This is a genomic window from Kribbella sp. NBC_00482 (assembly GCF_036013725.1).
Classification (GTDB): Bacteria; Actinomycetota; Actinomycetes; order Propionibacteriales; family Kribbellaceae; genus Kribbella.
The window spans coordinates 1,303,571-1,323,366 of the sequence record NZ_CP107881.1 but is presented as its reverse complement, the minus strand read 5'-3'; the positions used below and the strand labels follow the sequence as shown (position 1 = coordinate 1,323,366).

The window sequence follows — 19,796 nt, the reverse complement described above, 5'->3', positions numbered from 1 at the left end:
ATGAGTCATGAGCTGACGTGGCTGCTGGTCGCGGTACCGGCTTTGTCCGCGGCGATCCTGCTGCTCGGTGGCAAGGCCACCAACGCGTGGGGTCACCTGCTGGGCACGCTGGCGCCGGTGATCTCCTTCGCCTTCGGCGTCGTGCTGTTCTTCCAGATGCGGGGCCAGGCGAGCGAGGAGCGGTCCGAGACGGTCCGGCTGTTCGAGTGGTTCTCGGTCGGCCAGATCAAGGTCGACTTCACGCTGCTGATCGACCCGCTGTCGATCCTGTTCGTGCTGCTGATCACCGGTGTGGGTTCGCTGATCCACATCTACTCGATCGGCTACATGGAGCACGACCCGCGCCGGCGGCGGTTCTTCGGCTACCTGAACCTGTTCATCGCGGCGATGCTGCTGCTGGTGCTCGCGGCCGACTACCTGCTGGTCTTCGTCGGCTGGGAGGGCGTCGGTCTGGCGTCGTACCTGCTGATCGGTTTCTGGCAGCACAAGAACTCGGCCGCGGTCGCCGCGAAGAAGGCGTTCGTGGTGAACCGGGTCGGTGACATCGGCCTCTCGCTCGCGGTGATGAGCATGTGGGCGCTCTTCGGCACCTCGGCCTTCGCAGGAGTGAACGCCGGCGCCGAGCACGTCTCGAGCACCTGGGCCACGCTGCTCGGCCTGATGCTGCTGCTGGCCGCCTGCGGTAAGTCCGCGCAGGTGCCGCTGCAGTCCTGGCTGCTGGACGCGATGGAGGGCCCGACCCCGGTGTCGGCGCTGATCCACGCGGCGACCATGGTCACGGCCGGCGTCTACCTGGTGGTCCGGTCGCACGCGATCTACGAGGTCACCGACGCCGCGTCCACCGCGGTGGTGATCGTCGGTACGGTCACCGCGCTCGCCGGTGCGATCATCGGTTGCGCCAAGGACGACATCAAGAAGGCCCTGGCCGGTTCGACGATGAGCCAGATCGGCTACATGATGCTCGCCGCGGGTCTCGGCCCGGCCGGGTACGTGTTCGCGATCTTCCACCTGCTCACCCACGGCTTCTTCAAGGCCAACATGTTCCTCGGCGCCGGCTCGGTCATGCACGGCATGAACGACGACGTGAACATGCGCCACTACGGCGCCCTGCGGACGCCGATGAAGATCACCTTCGCGACCTTCGCGTTCGGCTACCTGGCGATCCTCGGCATCCCGCCGTTCGCCGGCTTCTTCAGCAAGGACAAGATCATCGAGGCCGCGTTCGCGGACAACACGGTGATCGGTCTGTGCGCGCTGCTCGGCGCCGGGATCACCGCGTTCTACATGACGCGGGTGATGCTGATGACGTTCTTCGGCAAGAAGCGCTGGGCCGAGGACGTGCACCCGCACGAGTCGCCGGCCGTGATGACCTGGCCGCTGATCATCCTGGCGGCGCTGTCGCTGGGCGGCGGCGCGCTGTACTTCGCGGGTCACTGGATCGTCGACTGGCTGGAGCCGATCGTCGGTCACGAGGAGCACCACCCGCCGGTGAGTGCCCTGGTGATGACGCTGATCACCCTCGCGGTGGTTGCCGTCGGCATCGTCATCGCGGTGCTCAAGTACCGCCGGGACATCCCGCGGGAGGCGCCGGCCGGTTCGCCGGTCACCGTCTTCGCCCGCCGGGACCTGTTCGGCGACGCGCTGAACGAGGCGGTCCTGATGCGGCCCGGGCAGTACCTGACCCGGACGCTGGTCTGGCTCGACAACCGGGGCGTCGACGGCCTGGTCAACGGCCTGGCCGCACTCTTCGGCGGTCTGTCCGGCCGGCTCCGCCGGTTCCAGACGGGCTTCGTCCGTTCGTACGCACTCAGCATGGTCTTCGGCGCCGCATTCGTGGTCGTCGCCCTCCTCGCGGTGAGGTTGTCGTGAACATCGGTTGGCTGACCCTGTTATTGCTCCTGCCGTTCGTCGGGGCCATCGCGACGATGCTGGTGCCGAAGGCGAAAGCGCTGACGGCCAAGCAGGTCGCGCTCGGGTTCTCGCTCGTGACGCTGGTGCTGACCGCGATCGTCGCGATCGGCTACCACCGCAACGGCGGCGAGGAGTACGCCGAGACGCACACCTGGATCAAGGCCTTCGGCGCGCACTACGCGCTCGGCCTCGACGGTGTCGGCATCGTGCTGGTGGTGCTGACCGCGCTGCTGACGCCGATCGTGATGATCGCGTCCTGGAACGACGCGTCGCACGGCCGCTGGTCGGAGAAGTCCTTCTTCGCCTGGATCCTCGGCCTCGAGGCGCTGTCGATCGGCGTGTTCTCCGCCACCGACGTGTTCCTCTTCTACGTGCTGTTCGAGGCCACGCTGATCCCGATGTACTTCCTGATCGGCGGCTTCGGCGGCCCGCAGCGTTCGTACGCCGCGGTGAAGTTCCTGCTCTACTCGCTGCTCGGCGGTCTGCTGATGCTGGCGTCGGTCGTCGGCCTGTACGTCGTCTCGGCGAAGCAGGGCGAACCGTCGTACCTGCTGGCCGACCTGATGAAGCTGGACATCAGCCAGAACACCGAGCGCTGGCTCTTCCTCGGCTTCTTCTTCGCCTTCGCGGTGAAGGCGCCGATGGTGCCGTTCCACACCTGGCTGCCGGACGCGGCCGGTGAGGCGACGCCGGGTACGTCGGTGCTGCTGGTCGGCATCCTGGACAAGATCGGCACCTTCGGGATGATCCGGTTCTGCCTGGGCCTGTTCCCGAACGCGTCCGAGTGGGCCACCCCGGTGGTCCTGGTGCTGGCGCTGATCTCGGTGCTGTACGGCGCGCTGCTGGCGATCGGCCAGACCGACATCAAGCGCCTGATCGCGTACACCTCGATCTCGCACTTCGGCTTCATCGTGATGGGTATCTTCGCGCTGACGTCGCAGGGCCTGACCGGGTCGACGCTGTACATGTTCAACCACGGTCTCTCCACCGCGGCGCTGTTCCTGGTCGCCGGGTACCTGATCTCCCGGCGCGGGTCCGCGCGGATCGCCGACTACGGCGGGGTGGAGAAGGTCGCCCCGGTGCTGGCCGGCACGTTCCTGTTCGCGGGCCTGTCCAGCCTGGCGCTGCCCGGTCTGTCGCCGTTCATCTCCGAGTTCATGGTGCTGGCCGGGACGTTCAGCCGGCACAAGGTGATCGCGGTGATCGCCGTACTCGGTATCGTGCTGGCCGCGTTGTACATCCTGCTGATGTACCAACGCACAATGACCGGTCCGGTCCGCGACGGGATCGAGAAGCTGAAGGACCTGAACGCGCGTGAGGTGCTGGCGATCGCGCCGCTCGTGGTCCTGATCATCGGCCTGGGGATCTTCCCGAAGCCGGTGGTCGACATCATCAAGCCCGCGGTCGACGAGACCATGCAGCGGGTCGGCGTGACCGACAAGGCACCGCAGATCCCCGTGACGGAGGGACAGAAGTGAGCGCGATGTTGCTGCCGCTGGCGGACTTCACGGCGCCCAAGATCGAGTACAACGAGCTGGCTCCGCTGTTCGTCGTGTTCGGCGCGGCGTGCCTCGGCGTCCTGGTCGAGGCGTTCCTGCCGCGGCCGTTGCGGCACCTGGTGCAGCTGGCGATCGCGGTGGTCGCCGTGGTCGTGTCCGGTGTGCTGACCGGCATCCTGATGAACGGCAAGAAGGAACTGCTCGCCGCCCAGGGTGCGATCTCGGTCGACGGCCCGGCGCTGTTCACCTGGCTGATCCTGCTGGCGCTGTCGCTGATCAGCGTGCTGCTGTTCGCGGAGCGCTCGATCGACGGCGGCCTGTCCGCGTTCGCCGGCCAAGCGGCCGCCGTACCGGGGTCCGAGGCCGAGCGCGAGGGTACGGCGGCGCGCGTCGAGCACACCGAGATCTTCCCGCTGACGCTGTTCGCGGTCGGCGGCATGATGCTGTTCGCGGCGTCGAACGACCTGCTGATCCTGTTCGTCGCGCTCGAGGTCTTCTCGCTGCCGCTCTACCTGCTGTGCGGTCTGGCGCGTCGTCGCCGGCTGATCTCGCAGGAAGCCGCGATGAAGTACTTCCTGCTCGGTGCGTTCTCGTCGGCGTTCCTGCTGTTCGGGATCGCGCTGCTGTACGGGTACGCGGGCACGATGTCGCTCGGCGGGATCGCCGACGCGCTCGCCTCGGACACCGGGAGCGACACCATCCTGCTCGCCGGCACCGGCCTGCTGGGTGTCGGCCTGCTGTTCAAGGTCGGCGGCGTACCGTTCCACTCCTGGACGCCGGACGTGTACCAGGGCGCTCCGACGCCGGTCACCGGCTTCATGGCGGCCTGCACCAAGATCGCCGCGTTCGTCGGCCTGATGCGGGTCTTCTACGTCGCGCTCGGCGGCTCGCGCTGGGACTGGGCGCCGATGATGTGGATCATCGCGATCCTCACCATGGTCGTCGGTTCGATCGTCGCGATCACGCAGACCGACGTCAAGCGGATGCTGGCCTACTCCTCGATCGCGCACGCGGGCTTCCTGCTGACCGCGTTCGTCGGCCTCGCGCAGGCCGGGAGCGGCGTCCACAACGGCATCACCTCGACGCAGGCGGTGCTGTTCTACCTGGTCTCGTACGGCTTCCCGACCATCGGCGCGTTCGCGGTCGTCACGCTGGTGCGCGACGCGGGCGGCGAGGCGACGCACCTGTCCCGCTGGGCGGGCCTGGGCAAGAAGTCGCCGCTGCTGGCCGGGATCTTCGCGTTCTTCCTGCTGTCCTTCGCCGGCATTCCGCTGACCGCGGGCTTCACCGGCAAGTGGGCGGTCTTCAGCGCGGCGTGGACCGGTGGCGCGTGGCCGCTGGTCGTCGTCGCGGTCCTGTCCAGCCTGGTCGCCGCGTTCTTCTACGTCCGCGTGATCGTGCTGATGTTCTTCTCCGACCTGCCGGCCGACGCGCCGGACGTGGCGCTGCCGGGTTGGCAGACCACGTCGGCGGTCGCTCTGGGTCTTGCCGCCACGGTGGTTCTCGGTCTGGTTCCCGGACCGGTGCTCGACCTGGCGGCCCGAGCTGGTGAGTTCATCCGTTGAGTCCGACCCCGCTGCCGGCCGAGAGCCTGGGATTCGAGTTCGCCGACGCGGCGCTCGAGTCCCGGGTTCGTGCTGGGCTGGAGCGTGTGGAGCAGGCCCTGCTCGACGCGACCCAGTCGGAGGCGCCGTTCGTCACGGCCGCCTCGCAGCACGTCATGCTTGCCGGCGGCAAGCGGTTCCGGCCGCTGCTGGTGCTGCTGGCGGCGGAGTTCGGTGCTGACGTCTCGTCCGACGATGTCGTGAAGTCGGCGGTCGTCGTCGAGCTCACTCATGTGGCGACGCTGCACCACGACGACGTGATGGACGAGGCCGTGCTGCGGCGGGGCTCGTCGACGGCGAACGCCCGGTGGGACAACTCGGTCGCGATCCTGTCCGGTGACTGGCTGTTCGCCCGCGCGTCGGACCTGGTCGCGGACCTCGGGCCGGAAGCGGTCCGGATCCAGGCCCGCACCTTCGGCCGCCTGGTCGAGGGCCAGATCCGCGAGACGATGGGTGTTGGCGAAGGCCAAGACCCGCTGAAGCACTACCTGTCGGTGGTGGCGGACAAGACCGGCTCGCTGATCGCGACGTCCGCGCTCTTCGGCGCCCGGTACGCCGGTGCGTCCGAGGAGATCCAGGAGTCGCTGCGGGCGTTCGGCGAGGAGATCGGTGTGGCCTTCCAGCTCGCCGACGACCTTCTGGACATCGCGTCGGAGTCCGGCCAGTCCGGCAAGACCCCCGGCACCGACCTCCGCGAGGGCGTTCCGACCCTCCCGGTCCTGATCTTCCGTGCTCAGGCAGACCCCACGGATCCCACGGACGCCCGCCTCCTGGACCTCCTGGAATCCGACCTCTCCGACGACGCCCGCCTCGCGGAGACCTTGGACCTGCTCCGCTCGCACGCCGCCTTCCGCCAGGCCGAAGACGACGTACGCCGCCGCGCGGCCGACGCCCGAAAACTCCTCGCCACCCTTCCCGAGGGCCCCGGCCGAGAAGCCCTCGACGCCCTCTGCGACCTGGTAGCCACCCGCTCGGTCTGACCGGCGACCCGCCAGGCCCGCAGGATGACCCGCGGGCCCGGCGTCACCTCACAGCTGCGGCTCGCCGCTGCGGCACTCCGGCCCCCAACGGTGCATGTCGCCCTTGTTGTAGGCCTGATGGGTGTCGATGGTCTTGTTGTACTTTCCCCAGTGCCCCAGATGGACGCACAGCGTCACCTTCCCACTGGTGCTGCCCACGTTGTACACCCGGACGTGGTCGCAGCCCGCGCAGGGGGTGCCGTTGTTGAACCACGCCGTGTCGTCGTTGCCGATCTTGCCGTCGCCGGTCAGGCCGCCCGCGCCGGGCCAGGTGGCGTCGCCGTACTCCTTGACGGCAGGACCGCTGTAGTCCGAGTAGTACCAGGCGCAGAACTGTCCGGGTTTGCAACCGCCTGGTTCTGCCTGCGCCTCGGTTGCGCCTGCGATCAGGGTCGCTCCGGTGAGTAGGACGCCGGCGCCGATGCCGGCCATGCGTTTGAGCATTGCACTCTCCTCTTCTGTTGGTGATGAACGTGGTGGTCAGTAGGTGCGAGCACGGGCCAGCGCGGCGACGGACAAGGTCTGGTACTCCAGCACCAGATCGCGGTGCGCGTGGTAGACCGTGGCTTGGTGCTCGCGCTCGAGCCGCTTCCCGATTGCGATCAGCTGAGAGGCCCGGGAACAGGTCGCCTCGGCGATCGCCGCCGCGATCTCCTTGGCCGATGGCACCGTGCGGTACGCCGGGAAGCCGGCACGGAGCTGGCCCGGGCCGGCCACTGGATGGCCTGCGCGTCGCATACAGGCGGTCCAGCCGGCGAGGGCCGTGCGGAACCGGCGGTCTGCATCGATCTTCGGCAGGTACTCGGCCGGCAGGTAATTGACGATCGCGCTGACCCGGAACCAGCGTTCGCCGTCGCCGTACAGCTCGGACTGCGCCCAGGCGGTGCATCCGACCCGGCTCATGTTGTCGGTGCTTCCGTCCGGCAGTTGCGCCGACATCGCCTGGTTCGGATCGCCGTTCAGCGCCCGGCCGTACGCCTGCTGCCGATCAGCAGGCAGGCTCGCGACGTACCGGGTGTTCGGGTCGGTCGCGCGGAGCTTCCCGGTGTCCACGGTCGCCAGCCCGAGCCCCGAACGCCGGGCGAACTGTAGATCGTCGTTGCCGTACGGGAGGTCGGGCGGACCGGCCGGAGCCTTCGTCAGGAACACCTGGAAGCCTTCGCGCTCCATGCAACGCCTGGTCATCTCGGCCTCGGCGTCTGCCAGTTCTGCTCGCTCGGCGGTGGTCAGGGGACGCGGTACGACGGTGGGCGTCGGCTCCGGCGCGGCCACCGGCGCGGGTTCGCTCGCACATCCGGCGAGCAGGCCGACGGCGAGCACCAGCGCGGCGTAGTGAGTCCTCATGACTCAGGACGCTAAGTCGGATGACCCCGGTCTCCGCGAATACTTAGGTTCAGGCCGAATTCCTGGTGGGAACGACCTGGGGGGCAATATGTGGCGCATCCACCTGAGTACTGACGACATTCGCCGGGTGCGGTTGGCACCGGCCATCGATCCGATGTGGGAACTGGTCCACGGGCTGCAGGCGATCACCAACGGGGTCGGTGGATTGGTGTTCGACCCCTGGCGCCGCAAGGTCCGGCTGCACCGGCCTGCGCGTTGGCGAGCGCTCCAGACGCTGGTCCCGGCCTGGGGCTATTCGCCGGACTTCCTTACTCCGGTGGCCGGAACGACCGACCTTCGGGAGGGCTTCGAGGCCGTCTTGCGGACGCCGCGCACGACCTTGCGTACCGATCTCGGACGGCTCGGCGACGAGACGCCGCTACCGGGGTGGGCGCGCTCTCTCGCGTCCGGCGATCCGGAGACCTTGCGGCGACTCGTCACCGCCCTCGGCCGGTTCCACGCCGCCCACCTGGCGCCGTACTGGGGTGAGATGCGCCGACAGGTCAACGAGGAACTGCTCACCCAGCGCCGGACGTTGTGCGCGCAGGGCATCGACGGCCTGCTGTCCGGGATCGGTGGCACCCTGCGCTGGGAGCCACCTGCGATCGTGCTGGTCAACAAACGGTCCGAGCTCGACATCGAGCTCGGCGGCCGCGGCGTCGTTCTGCAGCCGTCGTTCTTCGCCTTCAACGACATCACCCTGATGGACCTGCCCGGCGAGCCGATGGTGCTGATCTACCCGGTGTCCCACCGGCTCGGCTGGCTGGATCCGGGAGCAGCCGGCGCCCGGCTGGAGGATCTTCTGAGCCGAACCCGCGCGGCCATGCTGGACTGCTTGGCCGGCGGTTCCTGCACCACCAGCGAGCTGGCCAAGCGGCTCGACATCTCGCAGGCTTCGTCCAGCGAACAGACGAAGATCCTGCGAGAAGCCGGCCTGATCATCAGCGACCGCGACGGCAGACGAGTTGTCCACACCGCCTCGGAACTAGGACTGACCCTTCTGAGCCAAGGCGCCTGACGCCTACGGCCGTCAGGGGTAGGCGACGCGCATGCTCTTGACTGCTCCGGAAGGCAGGGCCCAGCTGGCGGAGGCGAAGCCTTCCTCGTAGCCGCTGTCGAAGGAGCGCACGACCGACCGCGACAAGTTCGTGCTGGTCCGCGTGCACGACGGGTCGCACAGGTTGGTGGTCTGCGAGGTGCTCTCACCGTTGATCACGTGGCCGACCCGGACCCACCGCGGCTCGATCCACTGACCCGAGGCGGGCCTGACGATGAGCTGTCCGCGCTCCTCGTGGTACGTGCGGTAGCCGCGCTCGTATCGGTTGACGCAGACCTCGCCCGCGACGTAGGTCACGCATCGGCCCGCCAGCTTGAACCACTGGCTCCAGGAGGCTCCGACGTCCCCGTAATCGCCCCAAGTGACATATGTGCTCTCGGACGTCAGGACCGGGGACCAGGAGGACGTCCACGCCGTGGTCTTCGGAGCGCATTCGCCGCCGGAACAGTACTCCGTGATGTGGCTGTTCCAGACGTAGTGGTCCGGCGTGATCGACTGGCCGGCGACAGGCGCGACGGACGCCCGCCCGCGGTAGCCGGTGACCGATCCGGAGTCGGTGACCCGCTTCTGCACCTCGGCGCAGACCGAGCCGATCTCCACGCCCTCCGAGGTTTTCAGGGTCTTGCAGTTCTTGTCGTGGGCCTTCCAGGTGGTGGCGGCTTCAGCGCCGGCGGAGACGGCTACGAGCGTGGCGCCGGCGATAGCAAGGGCGGCCAGCGCGGCGATGAGTTTGCGCACAGGTCAGCAGGTCTTCCAGTTGTAGGCGGCCGAGATGAAGACGCCACTGGGCGAAGCGAACATCCAGTTCCCGGCGTTGATCGGGCGACGGACGGCGAAGAGGCTGTTTCCGTCGTACATCCCGTACTGGTAGCCGCCCGAGGTGTCCTGAAGGACGATGTTCTGCTGCGCTTTCGCGAAGGTCGCTTTGCCGACCGAGCCGTCCGCGGTGAGCCCGTGGTTCCGCTGCCATCTCACCGTGGCGGCGTGCGTCTGGTCGCCGAAGATGCCGTCGATGTCGGACCTCGGCAGGTAGCCGTCCGCCCAGAGGATGGTCTGCCACAGGCAGGTCACGTTGGAGGAGCGGTGCGTGGCTACGTTGACGACGCCCTCGTCGCTCCAGTCGCCGACCAGGGAGCCTTCGCCGTAGACGTAGGCGCGACCGGTGTAGGAGCCGCTGGCGGCGGCGGGGGTGGTGGCCAGGGCGGCAGTGAGGCCGACCGCCAGGGCCACGGCGGCGGCCGGGGCGGCGGCTCTGCGGAGGACGCGTCGGCGGATGCTCTGCGAAGACATGGTTTCCCTACTGTTGTCCCGAACGTGTTGCTGCGAACGGTAAGGACCTGTTGGAACAGTCCGCTGCCCGTACTCCACCCGTACCCAAGTCGGCGACCGTGTGCGATGCTGTGCCGACTATGGGTGAGCGGGATGTTGCGTTGCCGGTGGTGGAGCTGACGGTTGAAGCGTTGGCCGAGAGTGTGTTGCTGCATCTGCCGGCGTTGACCGATGCGTTGGTCGAGACGATCTACGAGCAGAACCCCGCGTATCGCGAGATGGGTGCGGTGCCGCGGCAGGATCTGTGGCGGTCCTGTCATGACAACGTTGCCCGCGTTGTGCAGATGATTGCCGACAACGACGATCACTTCGACGCGGCGCAGGCGACCGGGCGGCGGCGGGCGGAGCAGCGGATGCCGCTGGACGACGTACTCAAGTCCTTTCGCCTTGGCGGGCGGTTGGTGTGGGAGGCCTTGATCGACGAGGCTCGTGCCCAGGGTGTGGTCGAGACCGAGGCGCTGCTGGATGTCGCGAGCAAGGTCTGGGAGGTCGTCGACCGCACGTCGTCGCAGGTCGCGGCCGCTTACCACGCAGCCGAACGGCAACTCGTCCGCGCCGACGAGCGCCGCAGGTCGACCCTCTGGGAAGGCCTGCTGCACGGCCCCGGGAAGGATCGGGCCTTCATCCAAGAGGCAGCCACCGTCCTCGATGTCCCCGTGCACGGCTGCTACGCGGTGGTGGCCATTGACAACCTGGTCGACGACGAGTGCACGACCTCCTCGTTCGTACGGCGCTTTGCGGGCCTCCGGATCGCGTCCGCGTGGCAGGTCCGCCCGCAGACCGTCGTCGGATTGCTTGCTGTGGGCACGGAATCCCCGGTCACGGTGGTGCGTACCCTGCGTGACGTCGTCCACGCACCGGCCGGTCTGTCCGGCGTCGTCTCCGGTCTGGCCGAGGTGAATATCGCGTACCGGCAGGCGATGCTGGCCCGTCGTACACTCCCGGCCGGTCAGATCGACGTGGCGGCGCTGACAGAGCGGCTGCCTGAGGCGTTGTTGCTCAGCGCACCGGAGTTGGCCGAGCAACTCGTGCAGCACTGGCTCCTGCCGCTGATGACGGTACCGGCGCCCGAACGCGAACTGTTGCTCGACACCCTGGACAAGTGGGTGCTCGCGGCAGGCTCCGTACGTCGTACCGCCGACCTTGCGCACTGTCACCGCAACACGGTCATCAACCGCCTGCACCGGGTCCATCAGATCACCGGCCGTAACCTCAGCGACGAAGGCTTCCACCTGGAACTCGGCCTTGCGCTGCGTGCTTTCAGACTGTTCCCGCCGTCCGCGTGACCGAAGGGCCGGGCTGTGCGTTGTGCACAGTAAGACCGCGCAAAACGTGGGCATCGTGGCCATGCCGCCGCGCCGATGACGGTGCCAGACTGCGTTCCCAGCATTGCTCGAGCACGGAGGAACCTTCATGGCCGAACATCGTCGTTCGTTGGATCGACCAAGCGATCAACCGGCCGACAGACGCGGTCTGCTGGGCCGGCGCAAGGTTCTCGGGTACCTGATCGCCGCGCCGACCCTCGCGGTCGGCGTGAGCTGGCTGACGAACGAGTCCGACCCGCGGGCGGCCGATGCGGCGGTTCCCTCGCTGCCGCAGCCGGCGGACATCTTCGACCTCGGCGACCTGCAGAATCTCGCGGCGGCGCCGACGTCCGGGCTGATCACGGTCCAGCTGAAGTCCGACGGCACCGCCTACTTCGCGGTCCCGCGGGCCGAGGTCGGCCAGGGCATCACCACCGCGTTCGCGATGATGGTCGCCGAAGAGCTGGATCTCCCGATGGACAAGGTCGAGATCGCGCTCGCCGACGCGCGGCCGGAGCTGTTGATGAATCAGCTGACCGGCGGCTCGAACTCGATGCGCAGCATGTATCTCCCGGTGCGCACGGCCGCCGCGATCGCCCGGCAGCGCCTGGTGGAGACGGCCGCGACGCACTGGGGCGTCGAGGCCGGCAAGGTGACGACGCGCAAGGGTGTGCTGAGCGGTCCGAGCGGCCGTACGGCGACGTACGGCTCGCTGGCCAAGCTCGCTGCGACCGCCAAGACGATCACGGTGTCCGCCGAGCTCAAGTCACCGTCCGAGTTCAGCGTTCTCGGGAAGCCGCGGAACCGGGTCGACGGCCACGACATCGTCACCGGGAGCAAGCAGTTCGCGATGGACCTGAACGTCCCGGGTGCCAAGCCGACCATGGTGGCCCGGCCGCCGACGATCAACGGGACGCTGCGGTCGATCAACAACCTCGCGGCGCTGCGCGCGCTGCCGGGGATCACCGATGTCGTTGGCATCACCCACGGTGTCGCGATCCGTGGCGACACGTTCGGCCAGTGCATCGACGCGATCCAGAAGGTCGACGCGACCTGGGGTCCGGGCACGGTGGACGGCGAGTCCGACGCCACCGTGCTGAAGAAGCTGCGTGCGGCCCAGCTGCCGATGGCCGTTCCGGCGCTGCCGTTGCTGACGAAGACGCTCGACGCCGAGTTCGTGTTCGCGTTCGCCAGCAACAGCCCGCTCGAACCGGACTGCGCGATCGCGGACGTCGGCCCGGACAGCGCCGAGATCTGGTCCTGCCTGAAGGTGCCGATCGTGGCCCAGGAGGACATCGCCAAGCAGCTCGGCCTGCCGATCGACGCGGTCAAGGTGCACGTCATCCAGGGCGGCGGCTCGTTCGGCCGGCACCTGTTCCACGACGTGGCGGCCGAGGCGGCGGAGATCTCGCAGAAGATGGGCAAGGCGGTCAAGCTGTCCTGGTCCCGCACCGACAACTTCCGCCAGGGCCGCACGCACCCGATGTGCACGTCCCGCGTCCGGGTGAACTACCTGGCCGGCAACGTGCTCACCTACGAGCAGCGGCATACCAGTGTCGAGACCGACTTCGGTCACGGCCTCGGCGAGATGATCACGGCGTTCGCCGCGGACCTCCCGGTCGGCGGCAACCTGTCGTTCGCCGAGACGATCTTCGCGCTCACCCAGTCGTCGCCGTACAACTTCGGCGTCACGACCCAGCTGCTCAACGAGATCCCGCTGAAGTTCAACACCGGCAGCATGCGCAACATCTACTCGCCGAACGTGGTCTGCGCCGAGGAGCTGATGGTCGACCAGCTCGCCGCGAAGATGGGCCAGGACCCGGTGACGTTCCGCCGGAACTTCCTCAAGGACCAGCGGCTGCTCGCGGTCCTGAACAAGGCGGCCGAGGTCGGCAACTGGGGCAAGGCGATGCCGAAGGGTACGGCGCAGGGCGTCGGTGTGCACTCGGAGTACCGGGCGGCCGTCGCGACGCTGGTCGAGATCGACTGCCGGCCGGAGACGGTGAACCGGCCGGTCGAAGGCGAAGGGGTGACCGGGCCGCGGGTGACCAAGGCGGTGATCGTCGTCGATCCCGGGTTCTGCATCAACCCGCGGGGTCTGGAGGCCCAGATGTTCGGCGGGCTGCAGGACGCGATCGCGCTGGCGCTGACGTCGAGCCTGCACATCAAGAACGGCATCCCGCTCGAAGGCAGCTGGGACAACTACTTCTACACCCGGGAGTGGAACTCGCCGCTGGACGTGCAGGTGGTGATCATGCCGAACACGAGCGACAGCCCGAGCGGCGCCGGTGAGCTGTCGGTGGCGCCGGCGTTCGCCGCGGTCGCGTGTGCGTATGCGCGGGCGACCGGCACGCTGCCGACGTACTTCCCGATCAACCACGGCAAGCTGAGCTTCGAGCCGTTGCCGTTGCAGCCGTCCACCCCGCAGTCGCCGACCGACGGCCTCGACCACACGTTCTGAGGAATCCATGCCTACGCACACTTTCAAGCTCAACGGCAAGCAGATCAGCGTCGATGTCGAGGACAACGTCCGGCTGCTGTGGGTTCTCCGGGACCTGCTCGGCGTCACCGGCCCGAAGTACGGGTGCGCCCTGGAGGTGTGCAAGTCGTGCACCTCGCACATCAACGGCAAGGCGTTCAACCCGTGCTCGGTGCAGGTGAAGGACATCGACTCCGGGGACGAGGTCACCACCATCGAAGGGCTGCCCGCGACGGTCGGCAAGGACCTGCACCCGATGCAGGAGGCCTGGCTGAAGTACGACGTCGCGCAGTGCGGGTACTGCCAGCCCGGCCAGATCATGGCGGCCGTCGCGAAGGTCAAGCAGGCCCGGGCGGAGGGACGCGACATCACCGACGCGGACCTCGACGAGCTGCGCAACATCTGCCGTTGCGGCACGTACACGCGGATTCGCGAAGCGGTCAAGGCGGGCGCGGAGGACATGGGTGCGTGACGTCCTCGCGCACGTCCGCCCCTGGTACGGAGAGCGGTTCGCACTCGCCACAGTGATCGATACGTTCCGCTCGGCCCCTCGCCAGCCCGGCGCGTCGATGGCGGTGTCCGGCGACGGTGTGGCGGTCGGCAGTGTGTCCGGCGGTTGCGTCGAGGCCGATGTGTACGCCGTGGCGCAGGAGGTCATCCGTACCGGCGTACCGACGGTCCGCCGGTACGGCGTATCCGACGAGGACGGGTTCGCGATCGGCCTGACCTGCGGCGGCGTGATCGAGGTACTGGTGGAGCCGATCGATCGGGCGTCGTTCGCGGAGTTCGAGACCGTGGCCGCCGCGATCGAGTCGGGTCGGCCGATCGCGGTGGCGACTGTTGTCACAGCGGGTCTCGGTCGTCGCCTGGTCGTCGAGCTCGATCGGGTCACCGGCAGCCTGGGCGATCCGGGGCTGGATGCGGCCGTGATCGAGGACGCGGTGGCGATGCTCGGCAACGGTTCCACCGCGATCAAGCAGTACGGCGCGCACGGGGAATGCCGGCGTACCGAGGTGTCGGTGTTCGTGCAGGCGTTCACCCCGCCGCCGCGGATGTTCGTGTTCGGGGCGATCGACTTCGCGGCCGCCGTGGCGCGGGTCGGCAAGTTCCTCGGCTACCACGTGACGGTGTGCGACGCCCGCGCCGTGTTCGCCACCCGGGCACGGTTCCCCGAGGCGGACGAGGTCGTGGTCGACTGGCCGCATCGCTTCCTGGCCGGTGCCCTCGACCAGGTCGATCGCCGTACGGCGCTGTGCGTGCTGACCCACGATCCGAAGTTCGACGTACCGCTGCTGGAACTGGCCTTGCGGACAGACGCCGGCTACATCGGCGCGATGGGCTCGCGGCGCACCCACGACGATCGACTGGCCCGCTTGCGATCCGCGGGTGTCACCGAGGACGAGTTGGCCCGCCTGACGTCGCCGATCGGTCTGGACCTCGGCGCCCGGACGCCCGAGGAGACGGCGATCTCGATCGCGGCCGAGATCATCGCAACCCGCAGCGCGGCGAGTGCCCGTCCGCTGTCGACGACCAGCGGGCGGATCCACGGTGGGAGCCAGCTTGTCAGTGCGACATGAGCTGACGCACTGACGGGCGGTGGTCCTCGACGTACCCGCCGTCGGGACGCCGGACGATCCGGCCGGTCTCGATGCCGTGCGCCGCGATCTCCGTGTCTTGTTGCTGCAGACCCAGGCAGACGCGGCGGGTGATCGCGAACGCGGCGGGTGGGCCAAGGATCAGAAGGATCTGGAACACCCGCAGCAGCGTGTTGAACGAGAGATGGAACTGTACGGCGATCGTGTCGGCGCCGGCGGCCGCCCACAGGACGCCGTAGAAGACGATGCCCGCGACGCCGATGCCGGTCCGGATCGGGTTGGCGCGCGGCCGCTCGAGCCCGTGGTGTTCCTTCCGGTCGCCCGTCACCCGTTCCTCGATGAACGGGTAGACCGCGACGAGCCCGAGGAACAGTGTGCAGACGGCGACCGGCAACAGGACCGCGAAGCTGATCGTCCTTCCCCACCAGACGACTTCCCAGCCCGGCGCGAGCCGGAGTGAGCCGTCCAGGAAGGCGAGGTACCAGGCCGGGCCGACGCCGGCCGAGGTGTCCGCCGGGTCGGCCGGGCCGTACAGCCAGACCGGGTTGATGGTTGCCGTCGCGGCCATGAAGAACGAGACCCCGACCACGGAGCAGAACAGGCCGACCCTCTTCAGCACGGCTACGGTCGCGGCGCGTCCCACGACCTTCCGTTCGGACTTCCGCCTGAGGGCGATGAACAGTACGACGAGCGCGGCAGGCAGCACGGCAACGTGCAGCGGGTAGAACCGTGCCATCACGTCACCGGGGAACTCGCCTCCGAACAGCAACGACGACAGGGCAGAGCCGACGAACGGCGTCGCCTGCAGGACACCGTCGAGTACGGCGAGACTCGTGCCCGACGCCATGTCGTCCGGGAGCGAGGTGCCGGTGAGGGCTGCGCCGAGCGTGATGACCAGCAGGCCGAAGACCACCAGCCAGTTCAGGCGTCGCGGCCGACGGAAGCCGGCGGTGAAGAACAGCTGCAGCAGGTGCAGCAGGATCGCCGCCACCATGATCAGCGTGGCCCAGTGATGGAGCTGGCGGATCAGCAACCCGCCACGGGTCTCGAAGGTGATCGCCAGCGTCGAGTCCAGCGCCCGCGACATCTCCGTTCCGCGCAACGGACCGTACGGCCCGTCGTACACGACCTGCTCTGCCGACGGCTTGTAATCCAGCATCAGAACCACGCCGCTGAACAGGATCACAACGAAGCTGTAGAAGGCGATCTGGCCGAACAACAACGACCAGTGGTTGGGAAATACTCTCGCTCGCAGGTTGCTCAAAGGACGCTGCATGCTCGACCTCCCTCGGTCACCCATACGACACCGCAGCGCCCAAGAGTGTGACGCCCCGTGTCGCACATCACTGACCGCGAACGTGGCCGGTAGCTGTCGTTGTACGGACGGTGTTTGCAACCGGCCGGTGGTGGAACCTGGCGCCGCTATCGTCTCCGCGTGACCGAACGCAGCCTTGCCGGTGGCCGATACGTCCTCAGCGAGCCGCCGATCGGCGTCGGAGGCATGGGCACGGTCTGGAAGGCGTTCGACACCGTCCTTCACCGCGAGGTCGCGGTGAAGGAACTGCGGATTCCTGATGGGCTGAACCCGGAGGAGCAGGACAAGCTGCGGATGCGCGCGTTGCGCGAGGCGCGGGCTGCCGCGGGGCTGGACCATCCGGCGATCGTCACGATCCACGACGTGGTGGACGAGGGCGGACGGCCGTGGATCGTGATGCGGCTGCTCCCCGGGCGGACGCTCGATCACGCGGTCCGCACGAACGGCCCGCTCAGTCCGCGGCGCGCGGCCGAGCTCGGCGTGCGGCTGATCGAGGCGTTGGGCGCAGCACATGCGAACGGCGTACTGCATCGGGATGTGAAGCCGCAGAACGTGATGCTCGGCGGGGACGACCGCTGGATGCTGACCGACTTCGGCATCGCGTCGGTCGCCGGCGCGACCCGTACGCTGACCGCGACCGGCCTCGTCACCGGCACTCTCGGGTACGTCGCGCCGGAGCGGCTGTCAGGTGGTGAGCCCGGAGCGCCGGCCGACCTGTGGGCACTCGGGGCGACGCTGTACTTCGCCGTCGAAGGGCGGCACGCCTACGACTACGACGACCTCCCGGCAATGATCGCCGCCGTACTCACTCGCGATCCCGAACCGCCACGCCGCGCCGGTTCACTCGCGCCGGTGATCGCCGGCCTGATGGAGCGGGACCCTGCGCGGCGTCTCGACGCCGCCACCGCTCGGCAACACCTCCTCGCCGTCGCCGGCGGCTACCCCACCTTCGAGAACCCGACCGTCGTCACGCCCGCGAACCAGCCGACGCAGCAGTTCGGCGGATCCACGAAGCTGCTCGAGCAGGAGCCTGGCCCCGTACCGCAGAACCGGGCACTGGGCGCGTTGGTCCTGCTACTCGTGGCGCTGAACGGCGCGGGCGGTGCGCTGCTCGGCCTGATCGTCTACGGGCTGACCGAAGGAATGCCGCTGAGCATCTTCGCCGGGCTCATCGTGGCCTTCGCCCTCGGGGGCGCGCTCGGTGCATGGCTGGTGCCGCGCGTCGGACGATCGCTCGGTCTGCCCGTGACTCTGATCGGTGCGGCACTGCTGACCGGTGCGGCGATGCTTGGCGCGGGTGCCGGCGCCGGCCTGTCGTCGCCGGTCGTCTCGGTGCTGTCAGCCGGTGTCTCGTTCGTGTTCTTCGTGGGCTGGCATCGCGTGAGCCGGTCGCTGCGGCAGCGCGTCGTACCGGCTGAACAGCAGGGCAGGGTGACTGCGGTCCATCGCAGGATCGCGGTCGCCGCGCTGCTGATCGGTGGTGTCCTCGCGGGTGGCCTCCTGTGGTGGAACGAGCATGCTGATCTTGTCGATGGCAACTACATCGTCCCTGTGCTGAGCGTCGCCGGCTTCGTGGTGATCGGGGCCGCGCTGATCGCCGTACCCGCGCTGACGTCGGCTGGACCGCGGAAGCGCGGGGCTCTGGTCGCAACCGTGATTGCTGGGCTCGCCGTCCCGCTCTTCGTCGCCGGACGGGCAGGCGTCGGGTACGTCGAGCGGATGGACGACTTCACCGCCGTACCGAACATCTGCGCGATGGATGCCGCGTCGCAGGAGCGTGTCGGCGCGCTGATCTCGGATCCTCCGGAGCCGGAGGTGGATTCGTACACCAGCAGCGTCACGTGCGACTGGAGGCGCTCCGCCTCTGACGGCGACGACGACCATGCCGCGGAGCTGAACCTCGACCTCACCAAGTACCGGGACGCCGGCCGCGCGGCCGCCGTACTCGAACGCGAGCGGAACCGCGACGGAGAGGTCGTCGTCGACGTGCAGCTCGGCGACGAAGGCATCCGCCGCTGGTACGACGGCTCCATCGACCAGGAGGACACCACCGGCCTGGCGCTGGAGGTCCGCATCGACAACGTCGTACTGGAGGCGGAGTTCGACCATTCGGAGTCCCTGGGCGAACCGAACCAGGCAGCGCTCGAAGCCCTCGTCGCCGACCTCGTTCGAGAGGTGCGGAGTCAGAAGCCCTCGCGCTGACTCCAGGTGGGGCTTTCGACGTAGTGGTTGTCGTAGAGGTCGCTGGTCTTGGCTACCTCGGCCCAGTCCGTTTCGCCGCGGTAGGCGCCTTCCAGGAGGCGGTAGTAGCCGAAGCGGGGCTTGGCGTTGGTGAGGACGAACAGGACCTCGGCCGGGTCGGTGCCGGCGGCCTCGAAGGCGTGGGCGGTGTTCGGCGGGACGTGGAGGAAGTCGCCCTGGTGGAGCTCGACGAGCTTCTCGCCGGTGAGGACGCGGAGTGAGCCGCTCAGGACGAAGAACAGCTCGGCGGCCTCGCGGTGCAGGTGCGGGGGAGCGCCTTCCTTGCCAGGCAGGAAGATCGAGCGGTGGCTGGTCAGGTGTCCGTCGGTGTCGGGTACGTCGGCCAGCAACGTGACACCACTCGCGGACAGGCTCTCGGCGTTCGCGGCGCGGATCAGGGTGGTCATGGGGTCTCCTTCGGTTGGCGGGGTGCAGACGGCCGCGCAGGCAGAAGTGCCGTTTCATGCCGCGAGCGGCCGGTTTCGAGGGGTTCTGCCTGCGTGCGGGTCCGGCTATGACTTCAGGTTGGCGAAGTGGTTGCGGGTGTTGTCCGGGGCGCTCGGGGTCAGCCGGACGACCTCGGCGGCGATGTCCGCGATCGAGCGGTTCGCCAGCTCGCGGCGATAGGTCAGCTCGGCGCCGCGCATCGCCTGCGAGATCACGCAGATCTTGGTGTAGTCGGCCCGCGCATCGGCGCCCGGACCTTCCTTGAGGATCTCCCTGCAGCGGAACGCGTCGTCCGGTCCGTCGATGGCGACGACGATGTCGAGCAGGCTGATGTCGCCCGGGTCGCGGGCCAGCTGGAAGCCGCCCTTCGGACCCGAGACCGAGGTGAGGATGCCGGCCCGGGCGAGCGCCTGGAGCTGCTTGTTCAGGTACGCCGTGGGCAGGTTGTAGAAGGCCGCGAGCCGCTTGGCGGTGACCGCTTCGCCGGGCGCCCAGCTGAGATTCACGCAGCTGTGCATCGCCCACTCGACGCCTTCGTTCATCTTCATAACCTGGATACTAGATGTCCAGGATAGCGATCGTCAAGAGGCCCGGCGCCGGAGCGCCGGGCCTC

17 protein-coding genes are annotated in these 19,796 nt (G+C 68.4%); 10 read left to right on the top strand and 7 right to left on the bottom strand.

Features of this window, described 5'->3' with window-relative positions; all coding sequences use genetic code 11:
- From nuoL to OHB24_RS06660, 4 genes are read left to right on the top strand one after another with little or no spacing between them, the layout of a single operon-like run.
- Positions 1-1,869 (top strand): NADH-quinone oxidoreductase subunit L, encoded by a 1,869-nt coding sequence (gene nuoL, locus OHB24_RS06675; RefSeq protein ID WP_327638059.1) that lies wholly within the window; start codon positions 1-3, stop codon positions 1,867-1,869.
- Positions 1,866-3,389 (top strand): NADH-quinone oxidoreductase subunit M, encoded by a 1,524-nt coding sequence (locus tag OHB24_RS06670; RefSeq protein ID WP_327638058.1) that lies wholly within the window; start codon positions 1,866-1,868, stop codon positions 3,387-3,389. Before nuoL ends, OHB24_RS06670 begins: the two co-directional genes overlap by 4 nt.
- Positions 3,390-3,394: 5 nt before the next feature.
- Positions 3,395-4,975 (top strand): NADH-quinone oxidoreductase subunit NuoN, encoded by a 1,581-nt coding sequence (gene nuoN / locus OHB24_RS06665; RefSeq protein ID WP_327641024.1) that lies wholly within the window; start codon positions 3,395-3,397, stop codon positions 4,973-4,975.
- Entirely contained in the window at positions 4,972-5,994 is a 1,023-nt protein-coding gene (locus OHB24_RS06660; RefSeq protein ID WP_442913950.1) for a polyprenyl synthetase family protein, read from the top strand. The genes nuoN and OHB24_RS06660 overlap by 4 nt, the downstream gene beginning before the upstream one ends.
- 48 nt (positions 5,995-6,042) lie before the next feature.
- On the opposite strand, the gene OHB24_RS06655 is transcribed toward OHB24_RS06660, so the two are convergent.
- Both OHB24_RS06655 and OHB24_RS06650 read right to left on the bottom strand, forming a co-directional pair.
- Complete coding sequence (locus tag OHB24_RS06655) at positions 6,043-6,477, bottom strand: peptidase inhibitor family I36 protein (protein ID WP_327638057.1); 435 nt, start codon at positions 6,475-6,477, stop codon at positions 6,043-6,045.
- A gap of 36 nt (positions 6,478-6,513) precedes the next feature.
- Positions 6,514-7,377 (bottom strand): hypothetical protein, encoded by an 864-nt coding sequence (locus OHB24_RS06650; RefSeq protein WP_327638056.1) that lies wholly within the window; start codon positions 7,375-7,377, stop codon positions 6,514-6,516.
- Between the two features lie 127 nt (positions 7,378-7,504).
- Between OHB24_RS06650 and OHB24_RS06645 the strand changes: the two genes are divergently transcribed.
- Complete coding sequence (locus OHB24_RS06645; RefSeq protein ID WP_327638055.1) at positions 7,505-8,434, top strand: ArsR/SmtB family transcription factor; 930 nt, start codon at positions 7,505-7,507, stop codon at positions 8,432-8,434.
- Between the two features lie 12 nt (positions 8,435-8,446).
- Here OHB24_RS06645 and OHB24_RS06640 read toward each other — a convergent pair whose 3' ends face one another.
- Positions 8,447-9,211, bottom strand: coding sequence for a hypothetical protein (locus OHB24_RS06640; RefSeq protein WP_327638054.1), 765 nt, complete (start codon positions 9,209-9,211; stop codon positions 8,447-8,449).
- A gap of 3 nt (positions 9,212-9,214) precedes the next feature.
- Positions 9,215-9,763, bottom strand: coding sequence for a peptidoglycan-binding domain-containing protein (locus OHB24_RS06635; protein ID WP_327638053.1), 549 nt, complete (start codon positions 9,761-9,763; stop codon positions 9,215-9,217).
- Positions 9,764-9,882: 119 nt separating this feature from the next.
- On the opposite strand from OHB24_RS06635, the gene OHB24_RS06630 reads away from it, so the two are divergent.
- From OHB24_RS06630 to OHB24_RS06615, 4 genes are all read left to right on the top strand, one after another.
- A complete protein-coding gene (locus tag OHB24_RS06630) occupies positions 9,883-11,088 on the top strand; it encodes a PucR family transcriptional regulator (RefSeq protein ID WP_327638052.1) in 1,206 nt (401 codons plus the stop codon).
- A 148-nt stretch (positions 11,089-11,236) separates the two neighbouring features.
- Entirely contained in the window at positions 11,237-13,567 is a 2,331-nt protein-coding gene (locus tag OHB24_RS06625; RefSeq protein WP_327638051.1) for a molybdopterin cofactor-binding domain-containing protein, read from the top strand.
- Between the two features lie 7 nt (positions 13,568-13,574).
- Positions 13,575-14,057, top strand: coding sequence for a (2Fe-2S)-binding protein (locus OHB24_RS06620; protein ID WP_327638050.1), 483 nt, complete (start codon positions 13,575-13,577; stop codon positions 14,055-14,057).
- Complete coding sequence (locus OHB24_RS06615; RefSeq protein WP_327638049.1) at positions 14,050-15,162, top strand: XdhC/CoxI family protein; 1,113 nt, start codon at positions 14,050-14,052, stop codon at positions 15,160-15,162. Before OHB24_RS06620 ends, OHB24_RS06615 begins: the two co-directional genes overlap by 8 nt.
- Here the strand turns inward: OHB24_RS06615 and qcrB are convergent.
- Positions 15,149-16,456, bottom strand: coding sequence for a cytochrome bc1 complex cytochrome b subunit (gene qcrB, locus OHB24_RS06610; protein WP_327638048.1), 1,308 nt, complete (start codon positions 16,454-16,456; stop codon positions 15,149-15,151). The genes OHB24_RS06615 and qcrB overlap by 14 nt on opposite strands.
- A 159-nt stretch (positions 16,457-16,615) precedes the next feature.
- Between qcrB and OHB24_RS06605 the strand changes: the two genes are divergently transcribed.
- Positions 16,616-18,697 (top strand): bifunctional serine/threonine protein kinase/MFS transporter, encoded by a 2,082-nt coding sequence (locus OHB24_RS06605; protein WP_327638047.1) that lies wholly within the window; start codon positions 16,616-16,618, stop codon positions 18,695-18,697.
- On the opposite strand, the gene OHB24_RS06600 is transcribed toward OHB24_RS06605, so the two are convergent.
- Together OHB24_RS06600 and OHB24_RS06595 are read right to left on the bottom strand one after the other, a co-directional pair.
- Entirely contained in the window at positions 18,679-19,143 is a 465-nt protein-coding gene (locus tag OHB24_RS06600; RefSeq protein WP_327638046.1) for a cupin domain-containing protein, read from the bottom strand. The genes OHB24_RS06605 and OHB24_RS06600 overlap by 19 nt on opposite strands.
- Before the next feature lie 105 nt (positions 19,144-19,248).
- The gene (locus OHB24_RS06595; RefSeq protein WP_327638045.1) at positions 19,249-19,731 is read right to left on the bottom strand and encodes an RrF2 family transcriptional regulator; all 483 of its coding nucleotides are present in this window, start codon (positions 19,729-19,731) and stop codon (positions 19,249-19,251) included.
- Positions 19,732-19,796: the final 65 nt, after the last annotated feature.

Excerpts from the sequence above, each read along its gene's own strand:
- nuoL (WP_327638059.1), top strand. The coding sequence starts at position 1 with ATGAGTCATGAGCTGACGTGGCTGCTGGTCGCGGTACCGGCTTTGTCC.
- OHB24_RS06595 (WP_327638045.1), bottom strand. The coding sequence starts at position 19,731 with ATGAAGATGAACGAAGGCGTCGAGTGGGCGATGCACAGCTGCGTGAAT.
- OHB24_RS06600 (WP_327638046.1), bottom strand. The coding sequence starts at position 19,143 with ATGACCACCCTGATCCGCGCCGCGAACGCCGAGAGCCTGTCCGCGAGT.
- OHB24_RS06630 (WP_327638052.1), top strand. The coding sequence starts at position 9,883 with ATGGGTGAGCGGGATGTTGCGTTGCCGGTGGTGGAGCTGACGGTTGAA.
- nuoN (WP_327641024.1), top strand. The coding sequence starts at position 3,395 with ATGTTGCTGCCGCTGGCGGACTTCACGGCGCCCAAGATCGAGTACAAC.
- qcrB (WP_327638048.1), bottom strand. The coding sequence starts at position 16,456 with ATGCAGCGTCCTTTGAGCAACCTGCGAGCGAGAGTATTTCCCAACCAC.
- OHB24_RS06620 (WP_327638050.1), top strand. The coding sequence starts at position 13,575 with ATGCCTACGCACACTTTCAAGCTCAACGGCAAGCAGATCAGCGTCGAT.
- OHB24_RS06650 (WP_327638056.1), bottom strand. The coding sequence starts at position 7,377 with ATGAGGACTCACTACGCCGCGCTGGTGCTCGCCGTCGGCCTGCTCGCC.
- OHB24_RS06655 (WP_327638057.1), bottom strand. The coding sequence starts at position 6,477 with ATGCTCAAACGCATGGCCGGCATCGGCGCCGGCGTCCTACTCACCGGA.
- OHB24_RS06635 (WP_327638053.1), bottom strand. The coding sequence starts at position 9,763 with ATGTCTTCGCAGAGCATCCGCCGACGCGTCCTCCGCAGAGCCGCCGCC.